This is a genomic window from Flavobacterium sediminis, from assembly GCF_003148385.1.
Classification (GTDB): domain Bacteria; phylum Bacteroidota; class Bacteroidia; order Flavobacteriales; family Flavobacteriaceae; genus Flavobacterium; species Flavobacterium sediminis.
Map to the genome: position 1 here is coordinate 3354435 of NZ_CP029463.1, position 24306 is coordinate 3378740.

Consider the following 24306-nt stretch of genomic DNA (forward strand, 5'->3'; position numbering starts at 1 on the left):
GCTTAGCATTCAAAAATTAACAAATCATTCTCAATAATTTCGTTAAAACTAATAGGAATACCACAATAAAACTACTTTTAAAAGTTAAAATATTACGAATAATTTAGTACAAAAGCTTTTTTCAACATCACTTAATTATTTTAGTAAAATATTAATTTTAGCAAAACAATTAAACAGAAAAGAAGGAATAATCTTTAAATATTTCAATTATTTACACTTATTATGCTTCCTTACCTGAATTAAAAACTAAAGGATTCAGAATCTAAGATCATTTATTGGACATTTTCTTATTACCAAATTACAATATTTTATTTACAATAAAATAACAAAAACGGTCATCACCCGCTTTGCAACCATTTTTTAAATTCTGTTACTTTTAAACGACTTACAATAATTTTTTGGTCGAATTGTATCTTGGTGTGAACCAGTATTTTTCGATTAAAATAAGGTTCAAAGGCTGTAACGGCATTACGATTTAAGACGATCTGTCGGTTCACCCTAAAAAACAACTGATCATCACAAACTGATGATACATAATCTAATGTTTTGTATAACGGATATTTTTTTCCGTCAAAACAGTACATATAGGTTGTTTCAAATTCGATGGCAAACAAAGCAATGTCTTTAATTTTTATAATTATAGATTTTTCTCTGTACTGACTTAAAAAAGATTGCTGAAGTGATCCCGTTTCTTGTTGTATTGTAACCGGAACGGGCTTTGCTTTTATTGTATTTCTAAAACTCTTGTACTTCAACAACGCTTTTTCTATTTCTTCTTCTTTAAAAGGCTTTAATATATAATCGATACCGTTATTTTTTATAGCTTGTAAACTATATTCATCATAAGCCGTACAAAATATTACCGGAACTACAACGTCAATATGTTTAAATATTTCAAAACTATGACCATCTGCTAATTGAATATCAAAGAATAATAATTCCAGTTCTTGTTGGTGTTGGCTTAAATAAATTACAGCCTCTTCTACCGATTCCAAAGAATCAACGACAGTAAAATCGGGGTGCTTATTGATTATTTCTCTCAATAACTGAGCTGTGTGCTTCTCATCTTCTACAATTAAAACATTCATACAGTAATTAGTTTTAATATTACTTCAAAAAATTCATCTGTTTGTTCAACAATTACACCATCTTTTACTCCCAATAGCTCATAGCGTTTTACCAAATCGGCTAAGCCAAAACCGGATTGCTCTTTTACTTCCAGTTTCGGTTGTAAATTGTTTATCACTTTTAACGTATCATTTTCATCAGTTGTTATCGCGATAAAAATCGGTTTTTTGGCCGTCATGGAATTGTGTTTAAAACAATTTTCTACAACCGTTTGTAACGCCAAAGTCGGTATCAAAGCTTTCAAACGATTTTCATCGATCGATATCGTGATTTGCACTGCATCTTCATTACGGCTCTTCATTAAAAAAAGATACGACTTTAAAACCTCAACTTCGTCTCGTAACGGAATTACAGTACACTCATTATACTTTAGTGTTTGTCTGTAAAAATCAGATAAGCTTAAAACAAATTGTTCGGCATGTTCATGCTTGTTACGGATCATAGTTCTCAAAGTATTCAACGAGTTAAACAAAAAATGGGGATCCACTTTTGTGCGCAAAGCATCTAATTGTACTTTATAATTTTCTGTCTTCATCTGTTCGTTTACCAATTCTAAACGCATAATACTTTTATTTGCATATAATGCATACTGAATGACCAGAAAAAGTGTAGTAGCAAACAGAAATTTAATAATCATGTTCCATTTGAGACCGAGTTCTACAAAAACTGTATAAGAGAGTAATGTGTAAAAAAATGCTAAAAGCACTAAAACAGAGACCACAATCTTTCCCCAATTGAAAACACTTCCTTTTTTAGTAATAAAACGTATTAAAAACCATAAAACCACTAATATGACAGAGGTTATAAACCAACGTTCCAGATAATCATAGAAACTTCCGATTGAATCATTGGTTTCTTTATTGCTCACTAAATTTATTACCGGTAACAAAAAGGATAATGCAAAAGGTAATATTCTGTTTATAGGAGTCTTCATCATAATTTTTAAAATTATTACAATATAAAACGATAACTGACCTGAAATTTAAACCCTCTGGTTTTCAACTCACTGACAGGCTTTACGGCTTCATTTAAATCAAAGGTAAATAAAGTTATAGTACCGGCATTAGAATCATTATAAAACTTCAAGTTATGGGCAAAATCAAACCCGACTCCTATTGTAAACAAATGGTGTTTTTTTAACAAATATTCTATTTTGCTTAAGTAATACCAATTATTGATCCGAATAAAACTATTTTCATACTCCGTTTCCGATAACCTGAAAGTATCTACATTACCGTAAAACTCATTGCTCCAACTCCAGTTTTCAGTCATCTGATACGTTAATTTAGGACGAACAGGTAACATTCCTGTCAATTTCAACTTCGGATTAATGCGGTAATCAATCGATAAAAAAGGATTGATCTGATGACCGTAAAATTGTCGGCTATATCCTATTCCGTACCCTGTCTTTAAACGATCATGCCAATAATCCAAATAGTGAAAACCTATTGAATACCTGATATCTTTTTCGCTTATATCGACAAAATCAGAAAAAAGACCTGCCTGACCCCAAACGATCCATTTATCCTGATTAGCCAACGTTGTATTCCAAAAGAAGTTATTTTCCAAACCATAAACTTTCTGATTATATGAATCCTCTAAGTCGACAAACGATCGGGCGATCAACTGCATTTTTCCTAAAAAAACACTTTTGTTTACTTTTTTTATCGGATAATTGATAAAAGCATCCCATGAAGTCACATAACCGTCTATATCCTCATACTTCAACTTATCGTATTGATATGATATCCCTGCTAAGGGAAATTCCTTAGTCTGAGATCTTAAAAAAGGAGAACAACTGAAACTTAGTACTACTACAAAAATAATTAACCTATTCACTTCAATTCAAATTAACTTAAAATTTTACCATCAACTAGTTCTATTATCCTATCGCAATTCGCGGCAAACTCATCATCGTGTGTCACTGCAATAATGGTCTGACCTCTTTCTTTTGCCAATTGCCTAAAGATGTCGAAAACAATTTTGGTATTTTTAGAGTCTAAGTTTCCGGTAGGCTCATCACCCATAATGATAGCAGGCTCATTAATCAGAGCTCTGGCAATGGCTACCCGTTGTTGTTGTCCTCCTGATATTTTGGATGCTTGTTTGGTTTCGTGTCCTTTAATATCCAGTAATGTTAATAATTCCATGGCATGATGTTCTATTTCTTCTTTTGAGAGCTTATTGAGTTTCAGAGCAGGTAACATCACATTATCTAATACGGAAAATTCCGGTAATAAATAATGAAACTGAAAAACAAAACCAATATGCTGATTTCTAAAAGAAGCGAGTTCGTTTTGTGTTAAACCGGTTACGGGCACTCCGTTTATACTGATCTTTCCGGTATAATCGGTATCCATAGTTGATAACAGATACAATAGAGTCGATTTTCCCGAACCTGATTTTCCTATTATCGAAACAAACTCCCCTTTCATTACATCAAAAGAAATATTCTGAAGCACTTGAAAATCAAGCGGCTCATGAAAAAATTTATTGATATTTTTAGCTGAAAGTGCAAAATCCATAATACTTTTTTTTTATCCTCTTAAAATGTCTACCGGATCAATTTTTGAAGCTCTCCTCGCCGGAAGATAGCCGGCTACAAAAGTGATAACCAACCCGAAGAACAAAGCCATAAAATAATCGGTTGGAATATAAGCTATGGGCAAGTCGGTCAACGACGCAATTTTAAAAGGAATGCGGTCTACAATTGCAGAGATTAAATAACCCAAAAATAACCCTACACAGCCTCCTAACATACCAATAATTAAAGATTGTGTTAAGAAGATATTGACTATATCATTGCCGCCAAATCCCATAGCTTTAAGAATGGCTATTTCTCTCATTTTTTCGTTTACGGTCATGTTCATAATATTGTATATTCCGAAGCCGGCTACGATTAGTATAGTCAAAGAAACAACCACTGCTAAAATATCACGCAGTACATTCGCTGATTCTAACTGGCTGTTGCCTTCCTGCCAGGGTTCTACTTTATAATCTGTAAAAGGTTGTATGCGTTGTGCTATTTCCGGTGCTGTGTTATAATCTGAAACATTAGCTAAGACTTCAGTAACATAACTTCTGTTCTTAGATAAAAGTTGTCGGGCAGAAAGAATGGAGATTATAGCCTTGGTTTTGTCTACACCTGCATTTCCCGTTTCAATCAATCCGACCACTTTAAAAATTCTGGTCACCCCTTCTGAGGTGGTCAATGAAATATTATCCTCTAATTTAGCACTGATCTTATCTGCTAAACCGGTTCCTAATACAATTCCGTCCGTTCTTTTGGTCAACTGAAATAGATCGCCTTCTGTAAGATACTGCGCTGTATGGAAAAGCCTGTCATCATCTTCTACATTGACGCCATATAAAACACCATTTACTTTGGTTACACCATTTCTGAAGAATACATTTTCACTTAATTGAGCCGAAACAGCCTTTACATCTTTATCTCTCATTAAAATATCTGAAACTTCCTGAACGTTTCGTATACCTTCGGTATAGTTGATCCGCTTAGGATTACTCAGCATAATCAGTGTATCACTCATCATTGAATGGGGCAAAAAGAGTGGGCTTTTTTGGGGCAGATCATTATACACTTTTATATGAGACATTGACGTAAAGGTGATCTCTGTTTGGGCATCATTTACACCATTCATGAAACTGTTCATGAAAATATACATGGAAATTCCGAACGTAACGCTCAATACGGCTACAATGAGCTGACGGATTCTGGAGGTCAGGTGTACCCATGATATTTTATAATTGGTATAGTTCATAGTTATGGCATTTCAATTAGCACATCATTATCTTTTAAACCTGATTTTATTTCTATCCATTCCTCATTCTTATATCCGGTTTGAACTTCTATTTCTTCACCGTTCTCTAACTTTACATACTTACCCTTTATTAAGGCTTTTATCGGGATAACCATCACATTTTGATGCACTTCCAATTCAATATTAGCTTGTAATTGGGTTCCTGAAAATATCTCTTTGGGCATTTGCTCAAAACGGGCTTCTACTACATACGATTGTTCGGTTTCATCAAACGCGGGCCAAATCTTAGTAATGTGTCCTTCAAATAGCTCATCCGGATAAGTATTGAGCTGTATTGCTGCTCGTTGTCCGTTCCTGATCTTAACAATATCGTCTTCTGCTATAAATAATTTGGCTAAATAAGAACCACTACCGATCTTAGCTATTATTTCTCCTCTTTTTACTAGTTCTCCTTCTTTTTTATATACATTCAGTACGATTCCCGGTTTATCCGATTTCACAAAATAATCGTCATATATCTCTTTTTGGGAGTTGAGTTGTGACAAACTTTTTTCTTTTGCAAGACGCAGCGTTTTCTCCATATCCAAATATTGACTCTGAAGCAATTGCAATTGCTCTGATGAGGTTTTATACTGTAACTCAGCTTTTTCAAAGTCTAATGCCGAAACCGAATTTTGTTCCCGTAATTCTCTATATCGCAGATAATTTTTATAATCTAATGCTTCTTGTGCTTTTGCCTGCTCTATCTGTGCATTCAATTGTTTTAACTGTAACGATTGAGCAGACGAATTAAACTGTGCGTCTTTATAATTAAGCTGAGCCTCTTCCAATTGATTCCTCTGAACATTATGCTCTATTGTGGCAAACACCGCATTCCCTTGTATGGACTCACCTTCTTTATAGTTTACATTTTTGAGTACTCCGTCATAACCCGCTGCCAGATAAAATTCGTTTTCCTGTGATAGGGTACCACTGGCAAAAACGGCTTCCTGAATGCTTTTTCGAACAGGAGACACTTTCTTATCTCTGTTGCAGGCAATCAATAGAACAACAGATAACAAAATCATATATTTATAATTCCAAGACATAGTATTAGTAGTTTAGGTTTCGTATGTATAATTTGTAATAGTTCAAACAGTAATTACCGAAACTTTGCAGGTAATCATTCTGCACATTCAACAGATCCTGAAATCTATCCAATCGTTCTTCCAGACTTATGATCCCACTTTCGTATTGATTATCTGTATGGCGGTCATTGGTACTTTGAAGTGATACGATCTCTTCCCTGTTTTCTAACTCTTCCTTTGAACTATTGAAAGCTAAGATCAGATTTTCATCTTCTTTACCGGATTTCAGCTTTTGAGCTTCCAACGTAATTTTTTGTTGCTCCTGTGAAATCTTCATTTGGCGGATCTGCTCGTGTACTGTACTACCATTCAGAATGGGAACAGTTAATTTTAGTCCTAAGATCTGTTGCGGAAGCTCATTGGCATTTTGAAACTCCATAAAACTATCTGTTGCCCAGCTGTAATTATATTGGTAACCAATGCTTAATGATGGAAACTGTGCCGCTCTAGCTTCTTGCAATTTTGAAGACGTTATTTTTAATTCAGCTTGTTGCAATACAACTTCCGGATGTTCCGTAAAACTTCCTTCGATATCATTATCCTGACCGAAATACGTTAACTCTTCCGTCATATTCAGAGCATCCTCTATTCCTAATTGTGACTGCAAATCATTGTACAATTCCTGCAAAGAATGTGAAACAGCTTCTTTGTTATTTTTTACCTGCAGTAATTGTATATGAGCCCTGTTCAATGCTTCTTGCGAAATGATACCAGCCTTGTATTTATTTTCGGCATTTTTATAAATACGTTGCATGATCAGGTAATTTTGAGATTGAATTTCTAATGATTTTTCAGACAACAGAATACTGTAATATGTATTGGCTAACAAATTATAAACAGAATACCGTGTATACATTCGCTGTATACTTCCTTTTTCCTGTTGGCTTTTTGCCGTTTTAACTGCAAACCACTTCTGAAAATCCAGAATATCCCAATTTGCTGTAAATCCTGTAGTATAGACATATTTTCTACCGAAAGTAAACTCCTGATATGTTCCGGATGAAGCAGAAGGATTCAGAAAATCAGAAGGTACTAAAGTAGGTTGTAAAGTAATATTATCATTGTATCCGGCCTGAGCATTTACTGAAGGTAATAATGCCATTTTTGACTTTCTGGATTCAGAGGTATAGATCTTTTCCTGTAAACCTGCGGAACGTATCGAAATTTCATGTTCGTCAGCATAGCGCAACACTTCTTCTAACGAACTAAAATTAACCTGAGCTTTAGTTTCCAAAGCAATACAAAGCAAAAACAAGACTGCAATACTTTTAAGAATATTTTCCATTGTATCAACCATTGTATCTGGTCCATTTTTGTTTTCGGGAAAATATTCCAATAGTAGCCTTTAACTCTATAGCATCAGAGTCTAAAATTTTAACAGAACAAGATGCTGTTCTGTTCTTTTGAAAAATATATAAAACGCCGTCTTTATAAGAATCAGTCTCTTCTAACCTAAGACCGGTTATTTGTTTTTTACCTATTAAAGACTGCTCTTCTGCTTTTACGATAACGGCTTCATAACCGGAATCTGTCTTAACAAATTCTAAAATGCGGTTTTTTTCTTCATTGATCCATTTGCCTTTTAATGGATCTGCTGTTTGTGCCTTTCCGACTAAAGAAAAAGCGAAAACAGTCAGAACTAAAATTACTTTGTACATCATTTCTTTTTTGAATGACACAAAGTTGCATCAGTATTTTCAAGTACTTATTTTGTAATGGCGTGAAATGAACATTTTGTAGCCTGAAGCGGCCTAATTTTAAAGAGAATTTAAATTTGATATTTATGAATCTACAGAAGAAACAAGTAATACTATCGAAAACTTGATTACCGCTTTAAAAGGTTTGCCCAATGGCATCGGAAGTGAAATAAAATCTGACATCATGAATTTTAGCTAAATCCATAATTAAAGGGCATTAAACATTGCTGTTTTTTGCTTCATAATAATCCATCCAATTTTGGATTCTGCCAACGAACATCTTTAGATAATTTTCTGTAAAAAATATATTGGACCAATCAAATCTTTGTGCTTGAACACCAAGATAAAATATAAAAATAGATGCTCCTGCTCCTGGAATTAATGTTAGTTCTTCATCTGATAAATTTCTTTCTTTTTTGTATCCATTTAAAAAACTTTTAACTTTCATCTCATATTCGTTCTTGTCTGACTCAATGAAAAATAGCTGTTTACAAAAATAACCGATATCTAAAATTAAATAACCGTTTCCACAATTATCAAAGTCGAAAATAGTAATTTGATTATCCTTATTTACACTTAAATTATCATACCAAATATCAAGATGAACAATTCCTTTTTGACTTGCAAACAAATTACTTTCTTTAATTTGCTTGGAAATTTGCTTGATATATTTCATTTCACTTAATTCTTCAGAAAAAAAAGAACTCAATAGATCATACGGTTTATTTAAAAGAGCATCTGAAGTATAGTTTACTCTATCTATTTTTTCATCAGCTGTAACATTGTGTATTTTACCAATTGTAGCACCAATGGCAAAGCAAGTTTCATTCGTCATAAACCTCATTTTTTCACCTTTAGCAAATGAAAAAAGTACTGCATACCGAATTCCTTCAGGAGCATTAATTTCTTGAATGAAGTTTCCATTTATATCTGAAATGGGATAGGAAATTGGGAGTGAATTGTCTTTGAGAAGATTTAGAAGTTTTAATTCTTCTTCTATTTCAATTTTAGTTCGCCATTCATAGCAATACACCCTAAAAACAAATTGAATTTCGTTATCCGAAATAAAATAGGTGTGATTTACTCCTGTTCTAAATAATTTACAATGAAGATTTTTTGTTAGATGGTATTTTTCCTTTATAAATTTTTCTAATGCTACTTCTGATAGGGTTGAAGCTATTACCGGAAAAGAGGTCATTTTGTTTTTGATAATTATACGTAATTAAAAAATATCTAAACTTCCTTTTCCCTCGCGGATCACTTCCGGCTCATAGCCTGACAGATCAATGATTGTCGACGCTACATTATCTCCGTAACCACCGTCAATTACCATATCGACTTTGTTTTGCCATTTTTCAAAGATTAATTCCGGATCTGTTGAGTATTCCAATACCTCATCTTCGTCATAAATAGAAGTTGAAACAATAGGGTTTCCCAGCATTTTTACAATTTGTATGGCAATATTATTATCCGGTACACGAATCCCGACAGTTTTCTTTTTTCTGAATTCTTTAGGCAAATCATTATTCCCCGGCAAAATAAAAGTATAAGGTCCGGGTAATGCTCTTTTCAGAATTTTAAATGTAGAAGTGTCTATCTGCTTAATGTAATCGGAAATATTACTCAGATCACTACATACAAAGGAAAAATTAGCTTTTTCCAACTTTACCCCTTTTATCTTGGCAATGCGCTCCAAAGCCCGGGAATTTGTAATATCACATCCCAAACCATAGACTGTATCTGTAGGATAAATAACCAACCCTCCGCTGCGCAATACATCAACTACTTTTTGAATAGCAGCTTCACTGGGCTTGTCTTCGTATATTTTGATAAACTCTGCCATACTAATTTTTGTTTCTTTTGTTTCCGTTTTTTTGTTTAGAATTGTGAATCAACATGAGATCCGTTTTATCCGATAACCTCCAGTTTTGCAAATTTGAGCAAGAGTTTCTTTAAGCCCCCTACTTCAAATCTGATCTCTGCTTTTCTATCAGCTCCTACACCTTCTAAACTCACGATCTGTCCTTTTCCGAAGCGTTCGTGCATCACTATATTCCCCACGACCAAATTGTTATCAAATAAATTAGCATTCCCTTGTGTCTTAATCCCTGAAACAGGTTTTAACTTTCGGATATTCGGTTTCTGTGGTTCCTGATCTGTTATATATTTTGGCGGAGTACTACTTACCGGTTTGGATAAACGCAATTTTGATTTATCCACTTCTCCGAAAATATCCACATCCATCATCGGTTTGTAGCGATAGGATGTATTGGTTTCCATATTAAGGTGCTCTAAATAACGGTCGTCTATTTCCTCTATAAAACGAGAAGGTTCACTATCTACTAATTTTCCCCAGCGATAACGTGATTGCGCATAGGTCAGATAAGCCTGATGTTCTGCTCTGGTCAAGGCTACATAGAACAAGCGACGTTCTTCTTCCAGTTCGCTTCGGGTATTCATACTCATCGCACTCGGAAACAGGTCTTCTTCCATCCCTACAATGAACACATGTGGAAATTCTAATCCTTTTGCCAGATGTATCGTCATCAAAGCAACCCGATCATCATCTCCGGTATCTTTGTCCAGATCAGTAACTAAAGCCACATCTTCTAAAAATTCAGACAAGGCTCCACGAGCACCGTCCACTTCTTTTTGTCCTTCAATAAAGTCCTTAATACCGTTCAGTAATTCTTCAATATTCTCGATTCGGGCAATTCCTTCCGGTGTTCCGTCCTTTTTCAATTCCTGAACCAAGCCTGTTTTTTTGGTCACATGCTCTGCCAGATAAAAAGCATCCTGATTTTCATTAATTACCTGAAAACTTTTGATCATGGTCACAAAATCATTCAACTTAGCTTTAGTCCCTGAATTCAATCGCAAGTCGATCTTATCAATATGTTCCATTATTTCAAAAATAGAACGCTTGTAGTGATTGGCTGCTACGGTTAATTTCTCTACTGTTGTATCCCCTATCCCTCTAGCCGGATAATTGATAACACGCACTAAGGCTTCTTCGTCCTTAGGGTTAATAATCAAACGCAGATAAGCTAGCACATCTTTGATCTCTTTGCGTTGGTAAAATGATAAACCACCGTAAATACGATACGGAATATCGCGTTTACGCAAAGCATCTTCAATGGAACGGGATTGAGCATTGGTTCTGTACAATACCGCAAAATGGGAATTCGGTAATTGATGCTGCATTTTTTGTTCAAAAATGGTCGAGGCTACAAAACGTCCCTCTTCACCGTCAGTCAAACTGCGATGAACTTTGATCTTCGGTCCTTCTGCATTATCCGTCCAGACCACTTTCTCCAGTTTAGTCTTATTTTTATCAATAACGTTATTGGCTGCTTCTACAATATTTCGGGTTGATCGGTAATTTTGTTCCAATCGATACATCTTAACGCCATCGTAATCTTTTTGGAAATTCAGGATGTTATTAATATTGGCACCTCTAAAAGCATAAATACTTTGCGCATCATCTCCTACCACACAAATATTCTGAAATCTGTCGGAAAGTGCCCGAACAATCAAATATTGTGAATGATTGGTATCCTGATACTCATCGACCAGAATATAACGGAAACGATCCTGATATTTAGCTAAAACATCGGGAAAACGATTCAATAATTCGTTGGTTTTTAATAGAAGGTCATCAAAATCCATAGCCCCCGACTTGAAGCAGCGTTCTACATAATTTTCGTAAATCTCACCCAAACGCGGTTTTTTACTCATTGCATCGGCTTCCTGCAATTCAGGATTATTGAAATAAGCTCTCACCGTAATCAATGAATTTTTATATTGTGAGATACGGCCTAATACTTGCTTAGGTTTATATACATCCTTATCCAACTGCATTTCTTTGATAATTGCCCCGATAAGGCGAACAGAATCCTGAGTATCATAGATCGTAAAATTAGACGGATAACCTAATTTATCGGCTTCGATACGTAAGATCTTAGCAAAAATAGAGTGAAAAGTCCCCATCCAAAGGTTTTTAGCTTCGTTGTTTCCCACAATACCGGCAATACGGGTTTTCATTTCACGTGCGGCCTTATTGGTAAAAGTCAAAGCTAAAATATTAAAAGCATCAACTCCCTGACTCATCAAATAAGCAATACGCATGGTCAATACACGGGTTTTCCCTGAGCCTGCTCCTGCAATGACGATCATAGGTCCGTCTTTTTGTAATACCGGTGCGCGTTGTGCTTCGTTTAATTGGTCTATATACTGCTGCATAAGTTCGTTTCCAAAGTTTTAACTAAGCTACAAAAATACAACATGCACAGGGTTATTACAAGAGAAGTTATTAACCATTTAACAATTTGAATGGACATTCGGTTTGCAATTTCCAAAAGATTAGTTTTATTTTGTGTACCAATTTTTAATTCAGGATGAGTACAGATAAAATTATAGAGCTTGCAGCTTATACTTTACCGGCACTAATTACCGGCGGAACTGCTTTTCTTTTGTTTCAGAAATTTTTTAACAACGAAGACAGTAAAAGACGTTTTGAACTATTAAAACAAAACCAGAAACAATCGTTACCTATCCGCTTACAGGCTTATGAGCGTCTGGTTTTATTTCTGGAACGCATCAATCCGGTACAATTGTTATTACGAGTACCTTCTAACGGCTTAGATCCGCAAAATTATGCCACACTATTAGTGCATACCATTCAAACGGAATATGAGCATAATATTACGCAACAGGTGTATGTTTCCAATGAAGCCTGGGAAATTATCTTAAAAGCAAAAAATAGTGTGATCACTCTGATCCGTAACAAATCGATTACAGAAGGTATTACTACTGCAGATGAAATGCGACAAGCTATCTTAACGGATCTGACGGAAAGTGAATCAGCAACGGACATTGCCATTGCCTTTATCAAAGAAGAGTTGAAAAAGGTATTCTAGCCGTTATCTTCTCCTTGTATCTCTTGTGTGTCCACATCTTTTTGTTGGGCATACTGATATCCTTTATGCCACCAGTCTTTCATCTCTTCTTTTTTAAAGATTAATGAATTAGTAGTCAACAAAGTAGGCGTGTAATAAAAGTTAATTGTGGTGTCTTTTATTTTAGCTTCGTATTTTCCTATTTTAATGTTTTGATACTCGATACGATCCATCATATAGGAAAACAAATTGGTCAGTGCTGTAAACGGACTTCTCGACGGCATTCTGTTAAACAAAGGCGTTTCGGTATGTAAAATAATGGCATCAACGTGTTTTGCTCCTCTTCTTATGGCTTCTTCAATAGGTACTTGCACCGCAAAACCACCATCAGCATATTCACAGCCATTTTTTCGCACCAGCGACATAAACGGAATATAATTACAGGAAATCCAAACCCAATCACAAAAGTCTTCATAACTAAAATCGTTAACCGATTTGTATTCTACTGTATTCAACGATAAGTTTGATACTGTTACAATAACTTCTTTAGTGCTTTTTTGGAGTTTTATAAATTCTTCTTCTGTAAATACTTCGCCTAATAATTTTCGTAAATTCTTGCTTTCGCCAAAGGTTTTAGATCCTTTTAAGAAATTTCGAATGACATTAAAGTGATTGATTTCGATAGTATCTTCACCAAAACGCTTTTTGATTTGGAACGGACAATTGCTAAAAATGCTATTTTGAGTAACTGAAGTATAGACTTCTTTTATTTTTTCTACTTCTTGTAACGCTAAATGTGAAACCAATAAACTTCCGGTAGATGTTCCCAGGTATAACTCATAATCTTTATGCAAGTCTTCAATTAAATATTGTGCTACTCCGCCGGCAAATGCTCCTTTGCTTCCTCCTCCCGAAATGACCAATGCTTTCATTATTCCGTTTCTTTTAAAAATTGTGCTAATCGTTCCTGTTGCTTCTCTGAAAGTTTTGGCTGAATGGCTAAATAATCCTGACGTCCTTTTTCATCGGAAAGCAACCTTCTGATCTTATCTTTTCCAAATTTAACAAATTGCCATTTATGATGCATTGTCGCATCTAAAATACTGATCAAATTTTGTTCGGACGGAATTTTTAAAGTTAAAAGTGTCTCAATAGCCGATTCCCTTACGATCATTTCATAAGGTGCTTTGGTCAGGCTCTCTAACTCAGCTATAGCTTCTATTTTAGTATTAGGATCAATCCCTTTTGTAACTAACTTTAAAGTTAAATTGGCAATTTTCAGATTATAATTCAAACCTTCCCAACCATTGCTCATTTCTGTATACTGGTATTGCAAGTCTTTAAAACTTTTCCAAAGCTTGAATAAAGCAATTTCTCGTGTAATATATGATTTATCCTTTAATAAGGTTTCAAATGAATCCTGAAAGGTCGACGGAATAAAACCTACTGTTTGGGCAACGGCTTGCCTTACTTTTATGTTACCGGTAGCCATTGCTAATTCTATCAAATGTTGTTTTTCTTTAAGCGGAACACTTTTACACTGGTATAAAATTTCAGTTTTTACCGGTGTATACACATCCGATTGCATTAAGGCTTCGTAACGTTCCTTTTTGTCGGCAAAAGGAATCTGATAACTGTTGATTACTTCGTAAAACTGTTCTATAAATGAATTTCCTTCTAAATATTTTTGAATGCCTTCAAAATCGAATCCTGCCGTTTCTAACCAATTTTTCTTAAAACTGGCTATATTATAATCCGGTGATACTTTTTGTATTTCAGCCAGAAACTCATCTGTATTTACATTCTTATAAGCATATTTTTCCAAATAGGTCTTGACTGCTTTTTTGAAATTTTCCGCACCGATGTCACTGCGTAAAGCATGTAGTGCCCAAGCTCCTTTTTTGTAATAGGTCAGTGAACTTGCTTTTTCACTTAAGATGGGTTCGGTATCCGTTGCTTTGGCTTGTTCTAGCTGGCGCGCCATTTCCCATAACTGATAGTAAAAATAATCGTCACCAAAAACCGATTGTTCTGCCAATAAAGCATAATAGGTAGCAAAACCTTCCTGTAACCAATGGTGAACTCCTGATGTAGCGGTAACCAAATCACCGAACCATTGATGTGCCAATTCGTGTGCATTGACGTTCAGATAACGCTTGTCATTGTAACCGATAGAATCTACTACAAAATCCTGAGCAAATATCGTTGAAGTCGTATTTTCCATTCCGGCGTATAAAAAGTCACGTACCGGAACTTGTCGATAGACTTCCCACGGATATTTAATACCGATTTCCTGTTCTAAAAACTCAAATATTTGTTTGGAATGTCGATAGGTAGGTTCAAATTTTAAACTGTCTTTTCGGTCTAAGTGGTATTCTAAAATAGTTCCGGACGAAGTAATTTCTGTTTGCTCTACAAAATTACCTATAGCTAACATCACCAGATAAGAAGCCATTGGTTTTTTCATGGAATAAGACCATATTGTTTCATTAGCATCTGAAACCAGTGGAGAGGAAATTAGTCCATTAGACAAAACATCATAACGACTATTAAAATCAATATTCAAATTAAAAATCACTTTCTCGTTCACATCGTCAAAACTAGGCAACCAATGACTGGTGTATTTCCCCTGCCCTTGCGTCCAAATCTGATAATCTTCCGGAGTTCCTACAAAATAAAGTGTTTGTTTCGGCTTGGCACTATAATGAAACGTTACCTTATTTTTTCCCTTTTTATAGCCTTTAAACAATTTTAAAGCTTTGCCCGAATTCACAAACTTGGCATTTTTTCCGTTGATCTTTACCTCATCAAAATCCATTGCTACAGCATCAATACTAATCGTGTCCGGTTTTTTATGTACTACAAACTCGTATTCTACGGTTCCTGAAATGCTCTTTTCATTAAAGTCGGGCTTAACATAGGCATTACATTTTATAAAATCTACTGTTGGAAATTGTTGGGCATATAATGAGGTAATCGAGAACAATAAAAAGCTTAGATAAAGTTTCATGGATTTTTTTATATTTTTCCAAATTTACAAAGCTTTGAGAAATTTTCTCCATAAATGTGTAAGTTTACGCTTCAGAAGTTCAAAATTTACTCACTTTGAAAAAAAGAGCCCTTTTTAACTGGAGCAGCGGAAAAGATTCCACTTTAGCCTTATATAAGATCCTACAACAAGACAAATATGAGATCGTATCTTTTTTAACCAGCATCAGTGAAGAATACCAACGTATTTCCATGCACGGCATCCGGGTCGACTTATTAATAAAACAAGCCAAAAGCCTAGGTTTTCCACTTACATTAATGAGTGTTCCCAGTATGACTACTATGGAAACCTATGAAAAGAAAATGGAACAAACACTTCGCTCCTTTCATCAAAAGGGTATTGAATATTCTGTTTTCGGAGATATTTTTCTGGAAGATTTACGCCAATACCGAGAAGAAAAATTAAAAAGTATCGGCTTTAAAGCTGTTTTTCCTCTCTGGAAAGCTGATACTTCAGAACTTATTCAAGAATTTCTTACTTTAGGGTTTAAAACCATTGTGACCTGTGTAAACGAACAGTATCTTGATAAAAGCTTTGCCGGCAGAATTATAGACGAACAATTTATAGCAGATCTACCTGAAAATGTTGATCCGTGCGGAGAAAACGGAGAATTTCATACCTTTACTTTCGACGGACCGCTTTTCAGCCAACCTGTTACCTTTGAAAAAGGAGAAATTGTGCGAAAAACATATCCAAAGCCACAAACAGAAAACACTGATGATGATTCAGATTATGGATTTTGGTATTGCGACCTGATTCCAAATTAATAGAAACAACTATGGAAAAAGAGCTACTTATCGAAAAAATTACAACATTTTTAAATGAGATTGGCATCACTACGCCTAAAGAAGTCCTTTCTGAAGCTACTTTTTTACCGGGTTTAAAGATTTTAAGCAACAGTATCATCATTGATACGGATAAACTTCTGTATCCCGGAGATATTTTACATGAAGCCGGACATTTAGCTGTAACTCCTTCCCAAGAAAGGATTCATATCGGAACGGAAAAAATGGATAAAGATTGGCCTTCACAAGGTGATGAAATCGGAGCTATGCTTTGGTCTTATGCTGCTTCTGTTCATTTAGAACTTCCTAATGATGTTGTATTTCACCAAAATGGTTACAAAGGAAGTTCGCAATGGCTTATTGAAAGCTATACGCAACAAAATTTTATCGGATTGCCCTTTTTAGAATGGTGTGGATTAACCGCAAGTAAAGAAAATGGCCAAAACGGCATTGTATTTCCTAAAATGAAACAATGGTTAAGAGACTAATTTATGGATAATCTCGTACGTTATATAAAATTCCCAATTCAATGGGATCCTGAAAGATTGCAAAAGGATCTTCAAAAAATAACGAATCATCAATGGAAGCCGCATTACAACACGAATGATTATGATGGTGACTGGTCTTCCATTGCATTGGTTTCACAAGGCGGAAAATCAGAGAATATCAATGCTTTTCCTATCGGAACAGAAAAAGCAACGTATACTGAAATCATGGCTTCTTGCTTTTATTTAAAAGAAGTCATTGACAGTTTTGCTTTTGAAAAAACTACCGTTCGTTTATTGCGTCTGGCAGCCGGAGCATCCGTAAAACCACATACCGACAATTGTTTGGGATATGAAGACGGTTATTTCAGAATTCATATTCCGATTATCACAAATGAACATGTGGAATTTATTTTAGACGGTCAAAGACTCCAAATGAATAAAGGCGAATGTTGGTATATTGATGCTAATTTTACGCATTCAGTAGCCAATAACGGCGCACAGGACAGAATACATCTCGTCATTGATGGCATCCGTAACGAATGGACAGACAAGCTATTCTTTCAACAAGCTTCAGAAGAACAATTCATACGACCAATACCTGAACTAAAGGATAATGAAAAACAATTGATGATTGAAGAATTAAAAAAGATGAATACTCCTGTAGCGAATCAAATCATAGCAGAATTGCTCAAAAAGTGATTGCTGAAGATTATTCTATTTTTTCTCCAAAACTATATTTTCCATTACTAAAACATCCAGTGCCGTTTCATGAAATAACTGAAGTGCTTCTCTGGGCGTTTCAACCATAGGCATTCCTCTGCGATTCAGGCTTGTGTTTAACAAAACTGCTATTCCGCTAACTTCGTAAAATGCTTTTATCAGCCTGTAAAATAAACCATTCCAATTTTCATCTACTGTTTGTACACGAGCAGAACCGTCTTTATGAGTTACATTCTTAAGCTGTTCCAAATATTCCGGGCGGGTTTTATCAACCAAGATCATATAAGGACTTACTCTTCCGTTTTCAAAATATTCCGAAACTTTTTCCTTGAGCACAGCAGGCGCAAACGGGCGAAAATCTTCTCTGAATTTTATATTTCTATTGATGTGATCTTTTAAATTATCGATCCCCGGATGGGCTAAAATACTTCTTCTTCCCAAAGCACGCGGACCAAACTCTGATCCGGACTGAAACCAGGCGAGTGTTTTACCTTGATTTAGTTTTTCGGTGCAATAACGCAATAACTCTTCTTCATTCTCAAACTTTATTTTTGTATAAATTGACGATTCATCTTCTTTCAATACATCTTCAATTTCCTGAATACTATATTGTTTTCCGAAACAAGTGTTTCCGCTATGTTCAACTTTTGGTTTATTAAGATAGTCTAACCAACCATAAAAAGCACAACCTAGTGCCAATCCATTATCACTGGCAGCCGGTTCAAAATAAGTATTCTCCACAATTTTGATGTCCTGTAATTTCGCATTAGCCACAGCATTTAAAGCTACGCCTCCTGTATAACATAAATTTGCAGACGGAAACTCTTCTATCCGATTCGTGATACATTGCAGTACAGCTTTTTCAACCTGTTCTTGTGCCCATTTTGCAATATTGGCATAATATTCAAAATGTTCCTTAAAATAGTCATATCCCGTAGAAGGATCGGTAAAATTTTCTTTCCAACTTTCTGAAAGATACAAACGTCCTGATTGGAATTCAAAAGCTTCAAAATCGTAAATTCCTGTTGTACCAAATGGGGCTAATCCCATTAACTTGCCTACATCATCCATATCTCCGAAAACATATTTACTAATGGTGGCATAGAACCCTCCTATCGAATGTTGGGTAGTAGGCAACGATAACGAATTGGCATCATGTGGTGCCATTTTACTAAAATCTTTAACTAGCGGAGTTACTTTTTGCCCGTCAAAATAATAGAAACTATCTTTTTCACATAGCATTTCCGTTTCTTCCAAAAAAGATTTAGCTACTATTTCTTTTTCTTGCGGATGAAGAGCGAGAAATTGATCTAACGGACTGCCGCAACCATCTATAACCATCACGGCACATTCTGTAAAAGGAGAAGTTCCTACAGCACTATAAGCATGAGCCAAATGATGAGAAATGGTAACCATTTTTGGAGTTGTTGTATCTGCAAAAACTCTTTTTCCTTCAAAACGTTCCCGACCGGGTATATCAAAATTAGCACATTGTACGACCAGTGCCAGATCTTCTATCCCAATTCCTTCGGCAGCTAAACAATATTGAATAGCTAAAGTATCATTTCCTCCGTCGTGTTTCTTTCGGCTCAGCCGTTCCTTTTCTATCCCAACGCAAATACGACCGTCTTTTAACAATACTGCCGAACCGTTATGAGAAAGTCCGGTACCTAAAATATATATGGGTTTAGCCATTGAATTGCTTCCTTTGAGTTTATTCTTATAAAAATGTACTTCTCAAATATAGCGATTCCCTGCTTTTTCAAATTATACTTTTTAAATTTTCTCACAAAAAAGCTATCTTCGCAATATGCAAAACAATCTCTTAGAAACTCCTATAGAATATCTCAAAGGCGTTGGTCCACAACGTGGCGATTTGCTTCGCAAAGAGTTAGCTATTCACAGGTACGGAGATTTGCTGAATTTATACCCGAATCGATACATTGACAGAACACATTATTACAAGATCAATCAATTGGTTAACAGTAATTCGGAAGTTCAAATTGTCGGAAAGATCGTCCACATTAAAACTGTTGAACAAAAAAGAGGCAAACGCTTAGTCGCTACCTTTATTGATGATACGGGTGAAATGGAATTAGTTTGGTTTCAGGGACATAAATGGATCAAAGAAAACTTAAAGATTAATGTTCCGTATGTGATCTTTGGAAAAGTAACTTCTTTCAATGGCTTATTCAATATGGCGCATCCGGAGATGGAGTTCTTAGAAGAACACAAAGCCAGCTTGCGAAGTGCTATGCAACCGGTGTATCCGAGTACGGAAAAATTGGCCAACAAAAATATTACGAATAAAACCGTCAATAAAATGATGCAACAATTATTCGTAGAAACACAGGCTTTGTTTTCGGAAACTTTACCGGATAGCATTGTTCAAGAATTACAATTGATCCCGAAAAATGCGGCATTGTTCAATATTCATTTTCCAAAAAATCAAGAGTTATTAGCTAAAGCACAGTTTCGGTTAAAATTTGAAGAGCTGTTTTACATCCAATTACAGCTTATCACAAAAAATTTAATCCGAAAACATAAAATCAAGGGGCATCCATTTGAGGTTGTAGGCGAAAATTTTAACGATTTTTACCAAAATCATTTACCTTTTGAACTAACCAATGCCCAAAAACGAGTAATTAAAGAAATTCGGAACGATCTGGGAAGCAATGCCCAAATGAACCGTTTATTACAAGGTGATGTGGGTTCCGGAAAAACAATTGTTGCCTTACTTGCTATGTTAATTGCTAAAGACAACGGATTCCAAAGTTGTTTGATGGCTCCAACCGAAATTTTGGCTGCACAACATTTCAACGGACTTTCTGATTTAGCTAAAAACCTAAACATCAACATCAAATTGCTAACGGGTTCGACTAAAACTGCCGAAAGAAGAATTATTCACGAAGAACTCGAAAACGGAAGTTTAGATATATTAATCGGTACACATGCTATTTTAGAAGACAAAGTCCAGTTCCACAATTTAGGTTTAGCTATCATAGACGAGCAGCATCGTTTTGGTGTTGAACAACGTTCAAAACTTTGGAAGAAAAATGAAATTCCGCCACACGTTCTGGTCATGACCGCTACTCCTATTCCTCGAACTTTAGCCATGAGCATGTATGGCGATTTGGATATTTCTGTGATTGATGAATTGCCTCCGGGAAGAAAACCGATACAAACCGTACATCGCTACGACAGTAACCGATTGAAAGTCTGGAAATTCCTGAAAGATGAAATTGCAAAAGGAAGACAAATTTATATTGTGTATCCGTTAATTCAAGAATCTGAAAAAATGGACTATAAGGATTTGATGGATGGCTATGAAAGTATTTCACGCGATTTCCCGTTGCCACAATATTCCATTTCTATTGTTCACGGAAAAATGAAACCTGCTGATAAAGACGAAGAAATGCGACGTTTTGCTGAAGGTAAAACTAACATTATGGTCGCAACCACTGTTATTGAAGTGGGCGTAAATGTTCCCAATGCTTCCGTTATGGTCATTGAAAGTGCGGAACGTTTCGGATTATCGCAATTGCATCAGCTTCGCGGACGTGTAGGTCGTGGCGCTGAACAGAGTTATTGTATTTTAATGACAGGACACAAATTGAGTAACGACAGTAAAACGCGTTTAGAAACTATGTGTGCCACAAATGACGGCTTTGAAATTGCCGAGGTCGATTTAAAACTACGTGGTCCCGGTGATATTATGGGAACCCAACAAAGCGGCGTACTCAATTTACACATTGCCGATCTGGTTAAAGACAGAGACATTTTACAATTGGCTCGTCATATTGCAATTAAGATTCTGAAAGAAGACCCGAATATGACGAAACCCGAACATCAAAAAATGAAGCAAATCTTCTTAGAATTGAGTAAAAAGAAAAATATTTGGAATTATATTAGTTAATATTACTTTTCTGCTTACTATTGACTGAATACTGAACACTAAAATTATGGTACAATACAACCCGAAAGACTGGATCACCTTTATTTTCCGTTTTCATAAATCGGATACATTTCGTCAATTAATCCCTATGATGATCACTATTGGCTTATACTCATATGCAGTAGCTTATCTTGAAATAGAATTCTGGAAACTAAGCGATGATAGCCATGTAAAGAACATTACGGTGATGCATGGCATGGTGGGTTTTGTGATTTCCCTTTTATTGGTATTTAGGACCAATACTGCGTATGACCGCTGGTGGGAAGGTCGAAAACATTGGGGAGCCTTAGTCAACAACAGCCGAAATTTAGCGCTAAAACTTTCTGCTTACTTACAGGAAGAAGGCGACCGTAACTACTTTCGAAAATTAATTCCCAACTATGCTTCCTTTTTGCAAAAGCACCTGGCAGATGAAGAAACGGCTTTAATGCTAATTGAAGGTTTGGATTTAGAATTAGACCATCACAAACACCGTCCGAACCAAATTGCTAAAATGCTGTTCCAGAAAGCGAATGATCTGTACACTTCGGGAAAAATTTCCGGCGACCAATTAATTGTCATTAATGCCGAATTGCAATCGTTTACGGATATTTGCGGAGCTTGCGAACGTATTAAAAACACACCTATTCCTTACTCTTACAGTTCGTTCATCAAAAAATTTATTTTTATCTATGTGATGACCTTACCTTTTGGTTATGTGTTTAACTTAGGCTATTATGTTATTCCGGTTGTAGTATTTATTTTTTATGTCTTGGCCAGTCTGGAGCTTATTGCTGAAGAAATTGAAGACCCCTTCGGTGACGATGCTAATGACTTACCGACTAAAAAGATAGCAGCCAATATTAAAAAACATGTAGAAGAAATTTTGTAATGAAATCAATAAAAAAAGGAGTTTTTGAAAACTCCTTTTTTTATTGATTCTTCTCTTTTGTATTTAGTAAACTATACTTGTCATATTTTTACTTTTTTGGTATACATAAAACAGATAAGCAAAATGTAACAATGAAACTATCAAAACCGGTATATAAGCTATTTCTACTTTTTGTATAAAAGCATAAAATACATCATATAAGTGCATAATTACTGGCAATAGAAATAAGATTACACCGTCTTTTCTTATATCAATTTTAGTTAATCTTTTGCGATAGAACACGAGAAGTGATATTGCAAAAGCAAAATTAATACAAAGAATTATCAATTCGCTTTGAAAAGTAGATTGATTAGAATCAAATGTTCCAAATACCAAAAAAACAGTCAAAGGAAAACCTAAACAAGCTACATTTAAAACACCTGCTATAAATGGATAAAAGTATCCGACTACAATTGAATCAAATTTTTCTTGAAGCCATCTTCCGATTAATATCCAAACCGTATAAAAAAACATAAGATACATCCAACCACTAAAATTATAAATAGGAATTCCAAAAAAACTATTTTCATATCCCGGATTAGTCCAGTTCCATTGTCCTGATAAATATCCATCTATAAAAGCTCCAGGATATTTCAAATTAACAGTATTAGCAACTGTATCTTGAAGGGCATAACTATCAAAAACAGCTGCTGGGTCTATTGTCATATCTTGAATAGAGCCAAATAAACCTACAATAAAAGGGATTCCCCATTTAGGTAAGTTCAATTTAATAGCCAAATTAAATGCTGCATACCAAATAGATGCTTCTAGTAATAAAATTTCAAGAGGGACATCTGCTATCATCATGATTCTTCTTATATCATAATAATATGCATGAGCACTATTTACCCCTATGTTTTCAAAAATTCCTGCTCCTAAGACAAAACCAAAAAGTTCAAGTAATCTAAGAAATGGGCGCTCTTGTTTTATTGCATGGTTCATGCACATAAAAAACAAGACTAATGAAAAAATTTCAACCAAAAACCAACTTATAGGTGTTCCAAAAATCATAATGATACTTATTTATATATTATTTTACTTATTTTTATACACATTGTAAATTTATAGACACACTGTATATTAAAAAACACATTTTTATAGCAAACTGTATATTTACAAACAGTTAAACCGTAATTTGTATAATAATTCGATGAAAAAAAAAGAAGATAGAAGAGTTCAATACTCTAAGATGATTTTACAAGACACTTTATTAAGCCTTTTAAAAAATAAAAAACTAAATGAAATTTCAGTATCTGAACTTTGTAGAAAAGCTGAAGTCAATAGAAACACATTTTACAATCATTATAGTTCCCCATTTGAAATTCTACATGAAATTGAAAATACCTTATTTCAGGAATTGAGAAAAGAAGTAAAAAATGACAAGGAATTAAAAAGTATAATTTTAGCTTCTTGCAAGTGTTTAGAAAATAATAAAAAAATAAGTGAGCTTATCTTTAGCAATATAGAAAACAGTAAACTATTGACTAAAATAATTAATACCTACAAAACAAAATCAATAGAAAACTATCCTCAAAAAGCAAAGCCCTTCGCACAATTGACATATATTTTTCAAAAGAAAGGAACCATTTACCTCATGCAAGAATGGATTAAAGGAGGGTTCAAACAACCGGCAGAACAAATAGCAGGTTACATTACCTTTTTACTAGAGAGTAATTTTCAGTCTTTTGAATTATATTTAAAAAAAATGAAGCAAGAATAACCTTATCATTCTCCATAAATCGCTAATTAAATATAGTTTACTTTTATTTT

22 protein-coding genes are annotated in these 24306 nt (G+C 34.8%); 7 read left to right on the top strand and 15 right to left on the bottom strand.

The window, feature by feature from the left end; translation table 11 throughout:
• Positions 1 to 338 precede the first annotated feature (338 nt).
• The 11 genes from DI487_RS15570 to DI487_RS15620 form a co-directional block, all read right to left on the bottom strand.
• On the bottom strand, positions 339 to 1088 hold the full coding sequence (locus DI487_RS15570) for a LytR/AlgR family response regulator transcription factor (RefSeq protein ID WP_109570470.1): 750 nt from the start codon (positions 1086 to 1088) through the stop codon (positions 339 to 341).
• Complete coding sequence (locus DI487_RS15575) at positions 1085 to 2065, bottom strand: sensor histidine kinase (RefSeq protein WP_109570471.1); 981 nt, start codon at positions 2063 to 2065, stop codon at positions 1085 to 1087. The genes DI487_RS15570 and DI487_RS15575 overlap by 4 nt, the downstream gene beginning before the upstream one ends.
• A gap of 14 nt (positions 2066 to 2079) precedes the next feature.
• Positions 2080 to 2967, bottom strand: coding sequence for a DUF6268 family outer membrane beta-barrel protein (locus tag DI487_RS15580; RefSeq protein ID WP_146193501.1), 888 nt, complete (start codon positions 2965 to 2967; stop codon positions 2080 to 2082).
• A gap of 11 nt (positions 2968 to 2978) precedes the next feature.
• Entirely contained in the window at positions 2979 to 3653 is a 675-nt protein-coding gene (locus DI487_RS15585; RefSeq protein WP_109570473.1) for an ABC transporter ATP-binding protein, read from the bottom strand.
• Between the two features lie 12 nt (positions 3654 to 3665).
• Positions 3666 to 4907, bottom strand: coding sequence for an ABC transporter permease (locus DI487_RS15590; RefSeq protein WP_109570474.1), 1242 nt, complete (start codon positions 4905 to 4907; stop codon positions 3666 to 3668).
• A gap of 2 nt (positions 4908 to 4909) precedes the next feature.
• Positions 4910 to 5995 (bottom strand): efflux RND transporter periplasmic adaptor subunit, encoded by a 1086-nt coding sequence (locus DI487_RS15595; RefSeq protein ID WP_109570475.1) that lies wholly within the window; start codon positions 5993 to 5995, stop codon positions 4910 to 4912.
• A 4-nt stretch (positions 5996 to 5999) separates the two neighbouring features.
• Positions 6000 to 7319 carry a TolC family protein gene (locus tag DI487_RS15600; protein ID WP_170108225.1) on the bottom strand — a complete coding sequence of 440 codons (1320 nt, stop codon included), beginning with the start codon at positions 7317 to 7319 and terminating at the stop codon, positions 6000 to 6002.
• Positions 7320 to 7323: 4 nt separating this feature from the next.
• Complete coding sequence (locus tag DI487_RS15605) at positions 7324 to 7695, bottom strand: DUF2147 domain-containing protein (protein ID WP_109570477.1); 372 nt, start codon at positions 7693 to 7695, stop codon at positions 7324 to 7326.
• Between the two features lie 253 nt (positions 7696 to 7948).
• A complete protein-coding gene (locus DI487_RS15610) occupies positions 7949 to 8929 on the bottom strand; it encodes a phosphotransferase (protein WP_109570478.1) in 981 nt (326 codons plus the stop codon).
• A 24-nt stretch (positions 8930 to 8953) separates the two neighbouring features.
• Positions 8954 to 9574, bottom strand: coding sequence for an L-threonylcarbamoyladenylate synthase (locus tag DI487_RS15615; protein ID WP_109570479.1), 621 nt, complete (start codon positions 9572 to 9574; stop codon positions 8954 to 8956).
• Between the two features lie 65 nt (positions 9575 to 9639).
• On the bottom strand, positions 9640 to 11973 hold the full coding sequence (locus DI487_RS15620; RefSeq protein ID WP_109570480.1) for an ATP-dependent helicase: 2334 nt from the start codon (positions 11971 to 11973) through the stop codon (positions 9640 to 9642).
• A 155-nt stretch (positions 11974 to 12128) separates the two neighbouring features.
• Here DI487_RS15620 and DI487_RS15625 point away from each other — a divergent pair, with 155 nt between their 5' ends.
• Positions 12129 to 12650: a DUF7935 family protein gene (locus tag DI487_RS15625; RefSeq protein WP_109570481.1), complete on the top strand. Its 522-nt coding sequence runs from the start codon at positions 12129 to 12131 to the stop codon at positions 12648 to 12650.
• Here DI487_RS15625 and DI487_RS15630 read toward each other — a convergent pair.
• Positions 12647 to 13561 (bottom strand): patatin-like phospholipase family protein, encoded by a 915-nt coding sequence (locus DI487_RS15630; protein WP_109570482.1) that lies wholly within the window; start codon positions 13559 to 13561, stop codon positions 12647 to 12649. The genes DI487_RS15625 and DI487_RS15630 overlap by 4 nt on opposite strands.
• Positions 13561 to 15639 carry a M1 family metallopeptidase gene (locus DI487_RS15635; RefSeq protein ID WP_109570483.1) on the bottom strand — a complete coding sequence of 693 codons (2079 nt, stop codon included), beginning with the start codon at positions 15637 to 15639 and terminating at the stop codon, positions 13561 to 13563. Before DI487_RS15635 ends, DI487_RS15630 begins: the two co-directional genes overlap by 1 nt.
• Positions 15640 to 15734: 95 nt before the next feature.
• Here DI487_RS15635 and DI487_RS15640 point away from each other — a divergent pair, with 95 nt between their 5' ends.
• Genes DI487_RS15640 through DI487_RS15650 form a run of 3 tightly spaced genes read left to right on the top strand, consistent with a single transcriptional unit; the run spans position 15735 to position 17650 of the window.
• Positions 15735 to 16445 (top strand): Dph6-related ATP pyrophosphatase, encoded by a 711-nt coding sequence (locus tag DI487_RS15640; protein WP_109570484.1) that lies wholly within the window; start codon positions 15735 to 15737, stop codon positions 16443 to 16445.
• Between the two features lie 11 nt (positions 16446 to 16456).
• Positions 16457 to 16951, top strand: coding sequence for a hypothetical protein (locus DI487_RS15645; protein WP_109570485.1), 495 nt, complete (start codon positions 16457 to 16459; stop codon positions 16949 to 16951).
• Positions 16952 to 16954: 3 nt separating this feature from the next.
• Positions 16955 to 17650, top strand: a complete 696-nt coding sequence (locus tag DI487_RS15650) for an aspartyl/asparaginyl beta-hydroxylase domain-containing protein (protein ID WP_109570486.1) — start codon at positions 16955 to 16957, stop codon at positions 17648 to 17650.
• Positions 17651 to 17665: 15 nt separating this feature from the next.
• Here DI487_RS15650 and DI487_RS15655 read toward each other — a convergent pair whose 3' ends face one another.
• Entirely contained in the window at positions 17666 to 19366 is a 1701-nt protein-coding gene (locus DI487_RS15655) for a carbamoyltransferase family protein (protein WP_109570487.1), read from the bottom strand.
• Positions 19367 to 19481: 115 nt separating this feature from the next.
• Between DI487_RS15655 and recG the strand changes: the two genes are divergently transcribed.
• Positions 19482 to 21587 carry an ATP-dependent DNA helicase RecG gene (gene recG / locus DI487_RS15660; RefSeq protein WP_109570488.1) on the top strand — a complete coding sequence of 702 codons (2106 nt, stop codon included), beginning with the start codon at positions 19482 to 19484 and terminating at the stop codon, positions 21585 to 21587.
• Positions 21588 to 21633: 46 nt separating this feature from the next.
• Positions 21634 to 22497, top strand: coding sequence for a bestrophin family protein (locus tag DI487_RS15665; protein ID WP_109570489.1), 864 nt, complete (start codon positions 21634 to 21636; stop codon positions 22495 to 22497).
• A gap of 63 nt (positions 22498 to 22560) precedes the next feature.
• On the opposite strand, the gene DI487_RS15670 is transcribed toward DI487_RS15665, so the two are convergent.
• Positions 22561 to 23547: a ferrous iron transporter B gene (locus tag DI487_RS15670; RefSeq protein ID WP_146193503.1), complete on the bottom strand. Its 987-nt coding sequence runs from the start codon at positions 23545 to 23547 to the stop codon at positions 22561 to 22563.
• Between the two features lie 139 nt (positions 23548 to 23686).
• Here DI487_RS15670 and DI487_RS15675 point away from each other — a divergent pair, with 139 nt between their 5' ends.
• Positions 23687 to 24256 (top strand): TetR/AcrR family transcriptional regulator, encoded by a 570-nt coding sequence (locus DI487_RS15675; RefSeq protein WP_109570491.1) that lies wholly within the window; start codon positions 23687 to 23689, stop codon positions 24254 to 24256.
• Positions 24257 to 24306 lie beyond the last annotated feature (50 nt).

Excerpts from the sequence above, each read along its gene's own strand:
- DI487_RS15570 (WP_109570470.1), bottom strand. The coding sequence starts at position 1,088 with ATGAATGTTTTAATTGTAGAAGATGAGAAGCACACAGCTCAGTTATTG.
- DI487_RS15575 (WP_109570471.1), bottom strand. The coding sequence starts at position 2,065 with ATGATGAAGACTCCTATAAACAGAATATTACCTTTTGCATTATCCTTT.
- DI487_RS15585 (WP_109570473.1), bottom strand. The coding sequence starts at position 3,653 with ATGGATTTTGCACTTTCAGCTAAAAATATCAATAAATTTTTTCATGAG.
- DI487_RS15590 (WP_109570474.1), bottom strand. The coding sequence starts at position 4,907 with ATGAACTATACCAATTATAAAATATCATGGGTACACCTGACCTCCAGA.
- DI487_RS15595 (WP_109570475.1), bottom strand. The coding sequence starts at position 5,995 with ATGTCTTGGAATTATAAATATATGATTTTGTTATCTGTTGTTCTATTG.
- DI487_RS15600 (WP_170108225.1), bottom strand. The coding sequence starts at position 7,319 with ATGGAAAATATTCTTAAAAGTATTGCAGTCTTGTTTTTGCTTTGTATT.
- DI487_RS15605 (WP_109570477.1), bottom strand. The coding sequence starts at position 7,695 with ATGATGTACAAAGTAATTTTAGTTCTGACTGTTTTCGCTTTTTCTTTA.
- DI487_RS15610 (WP_109570478.1), bottom strand. The coding sequence starts at position 8,929 with ATGACCTCTTTTCCGGTAATAGCTTCAACCCTATCAGAAGTAGCATTA.
- DI487_RS15615 (WP_109570479.1), bottom strand. The coding sequence starts at position 9,574 with ATGGCAGAGTTTATCAAAATATACGAAGACAAGCCCAGTGAAGCTGCT.
- DI487_RS15620 (WP_109570480.1), bottom strand. The coding sequence starts at position 11,973 with ATGCAGCAGTATATAGACCAATTAAACGAAGCACAACGCGCACCGGTA.
- DI487_RS15625 (WP_109570481.1), top strand. The coding sequence starts at position 12,129 with ATGAGTACAGATAAAATTATAGAGCTTGCAGCTTATACTTTACCGGCA.
- DI487_RS15630 (WP_109570482.1), bottom strand. The coding sequence starts at position 13,561 with ATGAAAGCATTGGTCATTTCGGGAGGAGGAAGCAAAGGAGCATTTGCC.
- DI487_RS15635 (WP_109570483.1), bottom strand. The coding sequence starts at position 15,639 with ATGAAACTTTATCTAAGCTTTTTATTGTTCTCGATTACCTCATTATAT.
- DI487_RS15645 (WP_109570485.1), top strand. The coding sequence starts at position 16,457 with ATGGAAAAAGAGCTACTTATCGAAAAAATTACAACATTTTTAAATGAG.
- DI487_RS15650 (WP_109570486.1), top strand. The coding sequence starts at position 16,955 with ATGGATAATCTCGTACGTTATATAAAATTCCCAATTCAATGGGATCCT.
- DI487_RS15655 (WP_109570487.1), bottom strand. The coding sequence starts at position 19,366 with ATGGCTAAACCCATATATATTTTAGGTACCGGACTTTCTCATAACGGT.
- recG (WP_109570488.1), top strand. The coding sequence starts at position 19,482 with ATGCAAAACAATCTCTTAGAAACTCCTATAGAATATCTCAAAGGCGTT.
- DI487_RS15665 (WP_109570489.1), top strand. The coding sequence starts at position 21,634 with ATGGTACAATACAACCCGAAAGACTGGATCACCTTTATTTTCCGTTTT.
- DI487_RS15670 (WP_146193503.1), bottom strand. The coding sequence starts at position 23,547 with ATGATTTTTGGAACACCTATAAGTTGGTTTTTGGTTGAAATTTTTTCA.
- DI487_RS15675 (WP_109570491.1), top strand. The coding sequence starts at position 23,687 with ATGAAAAAAAAAGAAGATAGAAGAGTTCAATACTCTAAGATGATTTTA.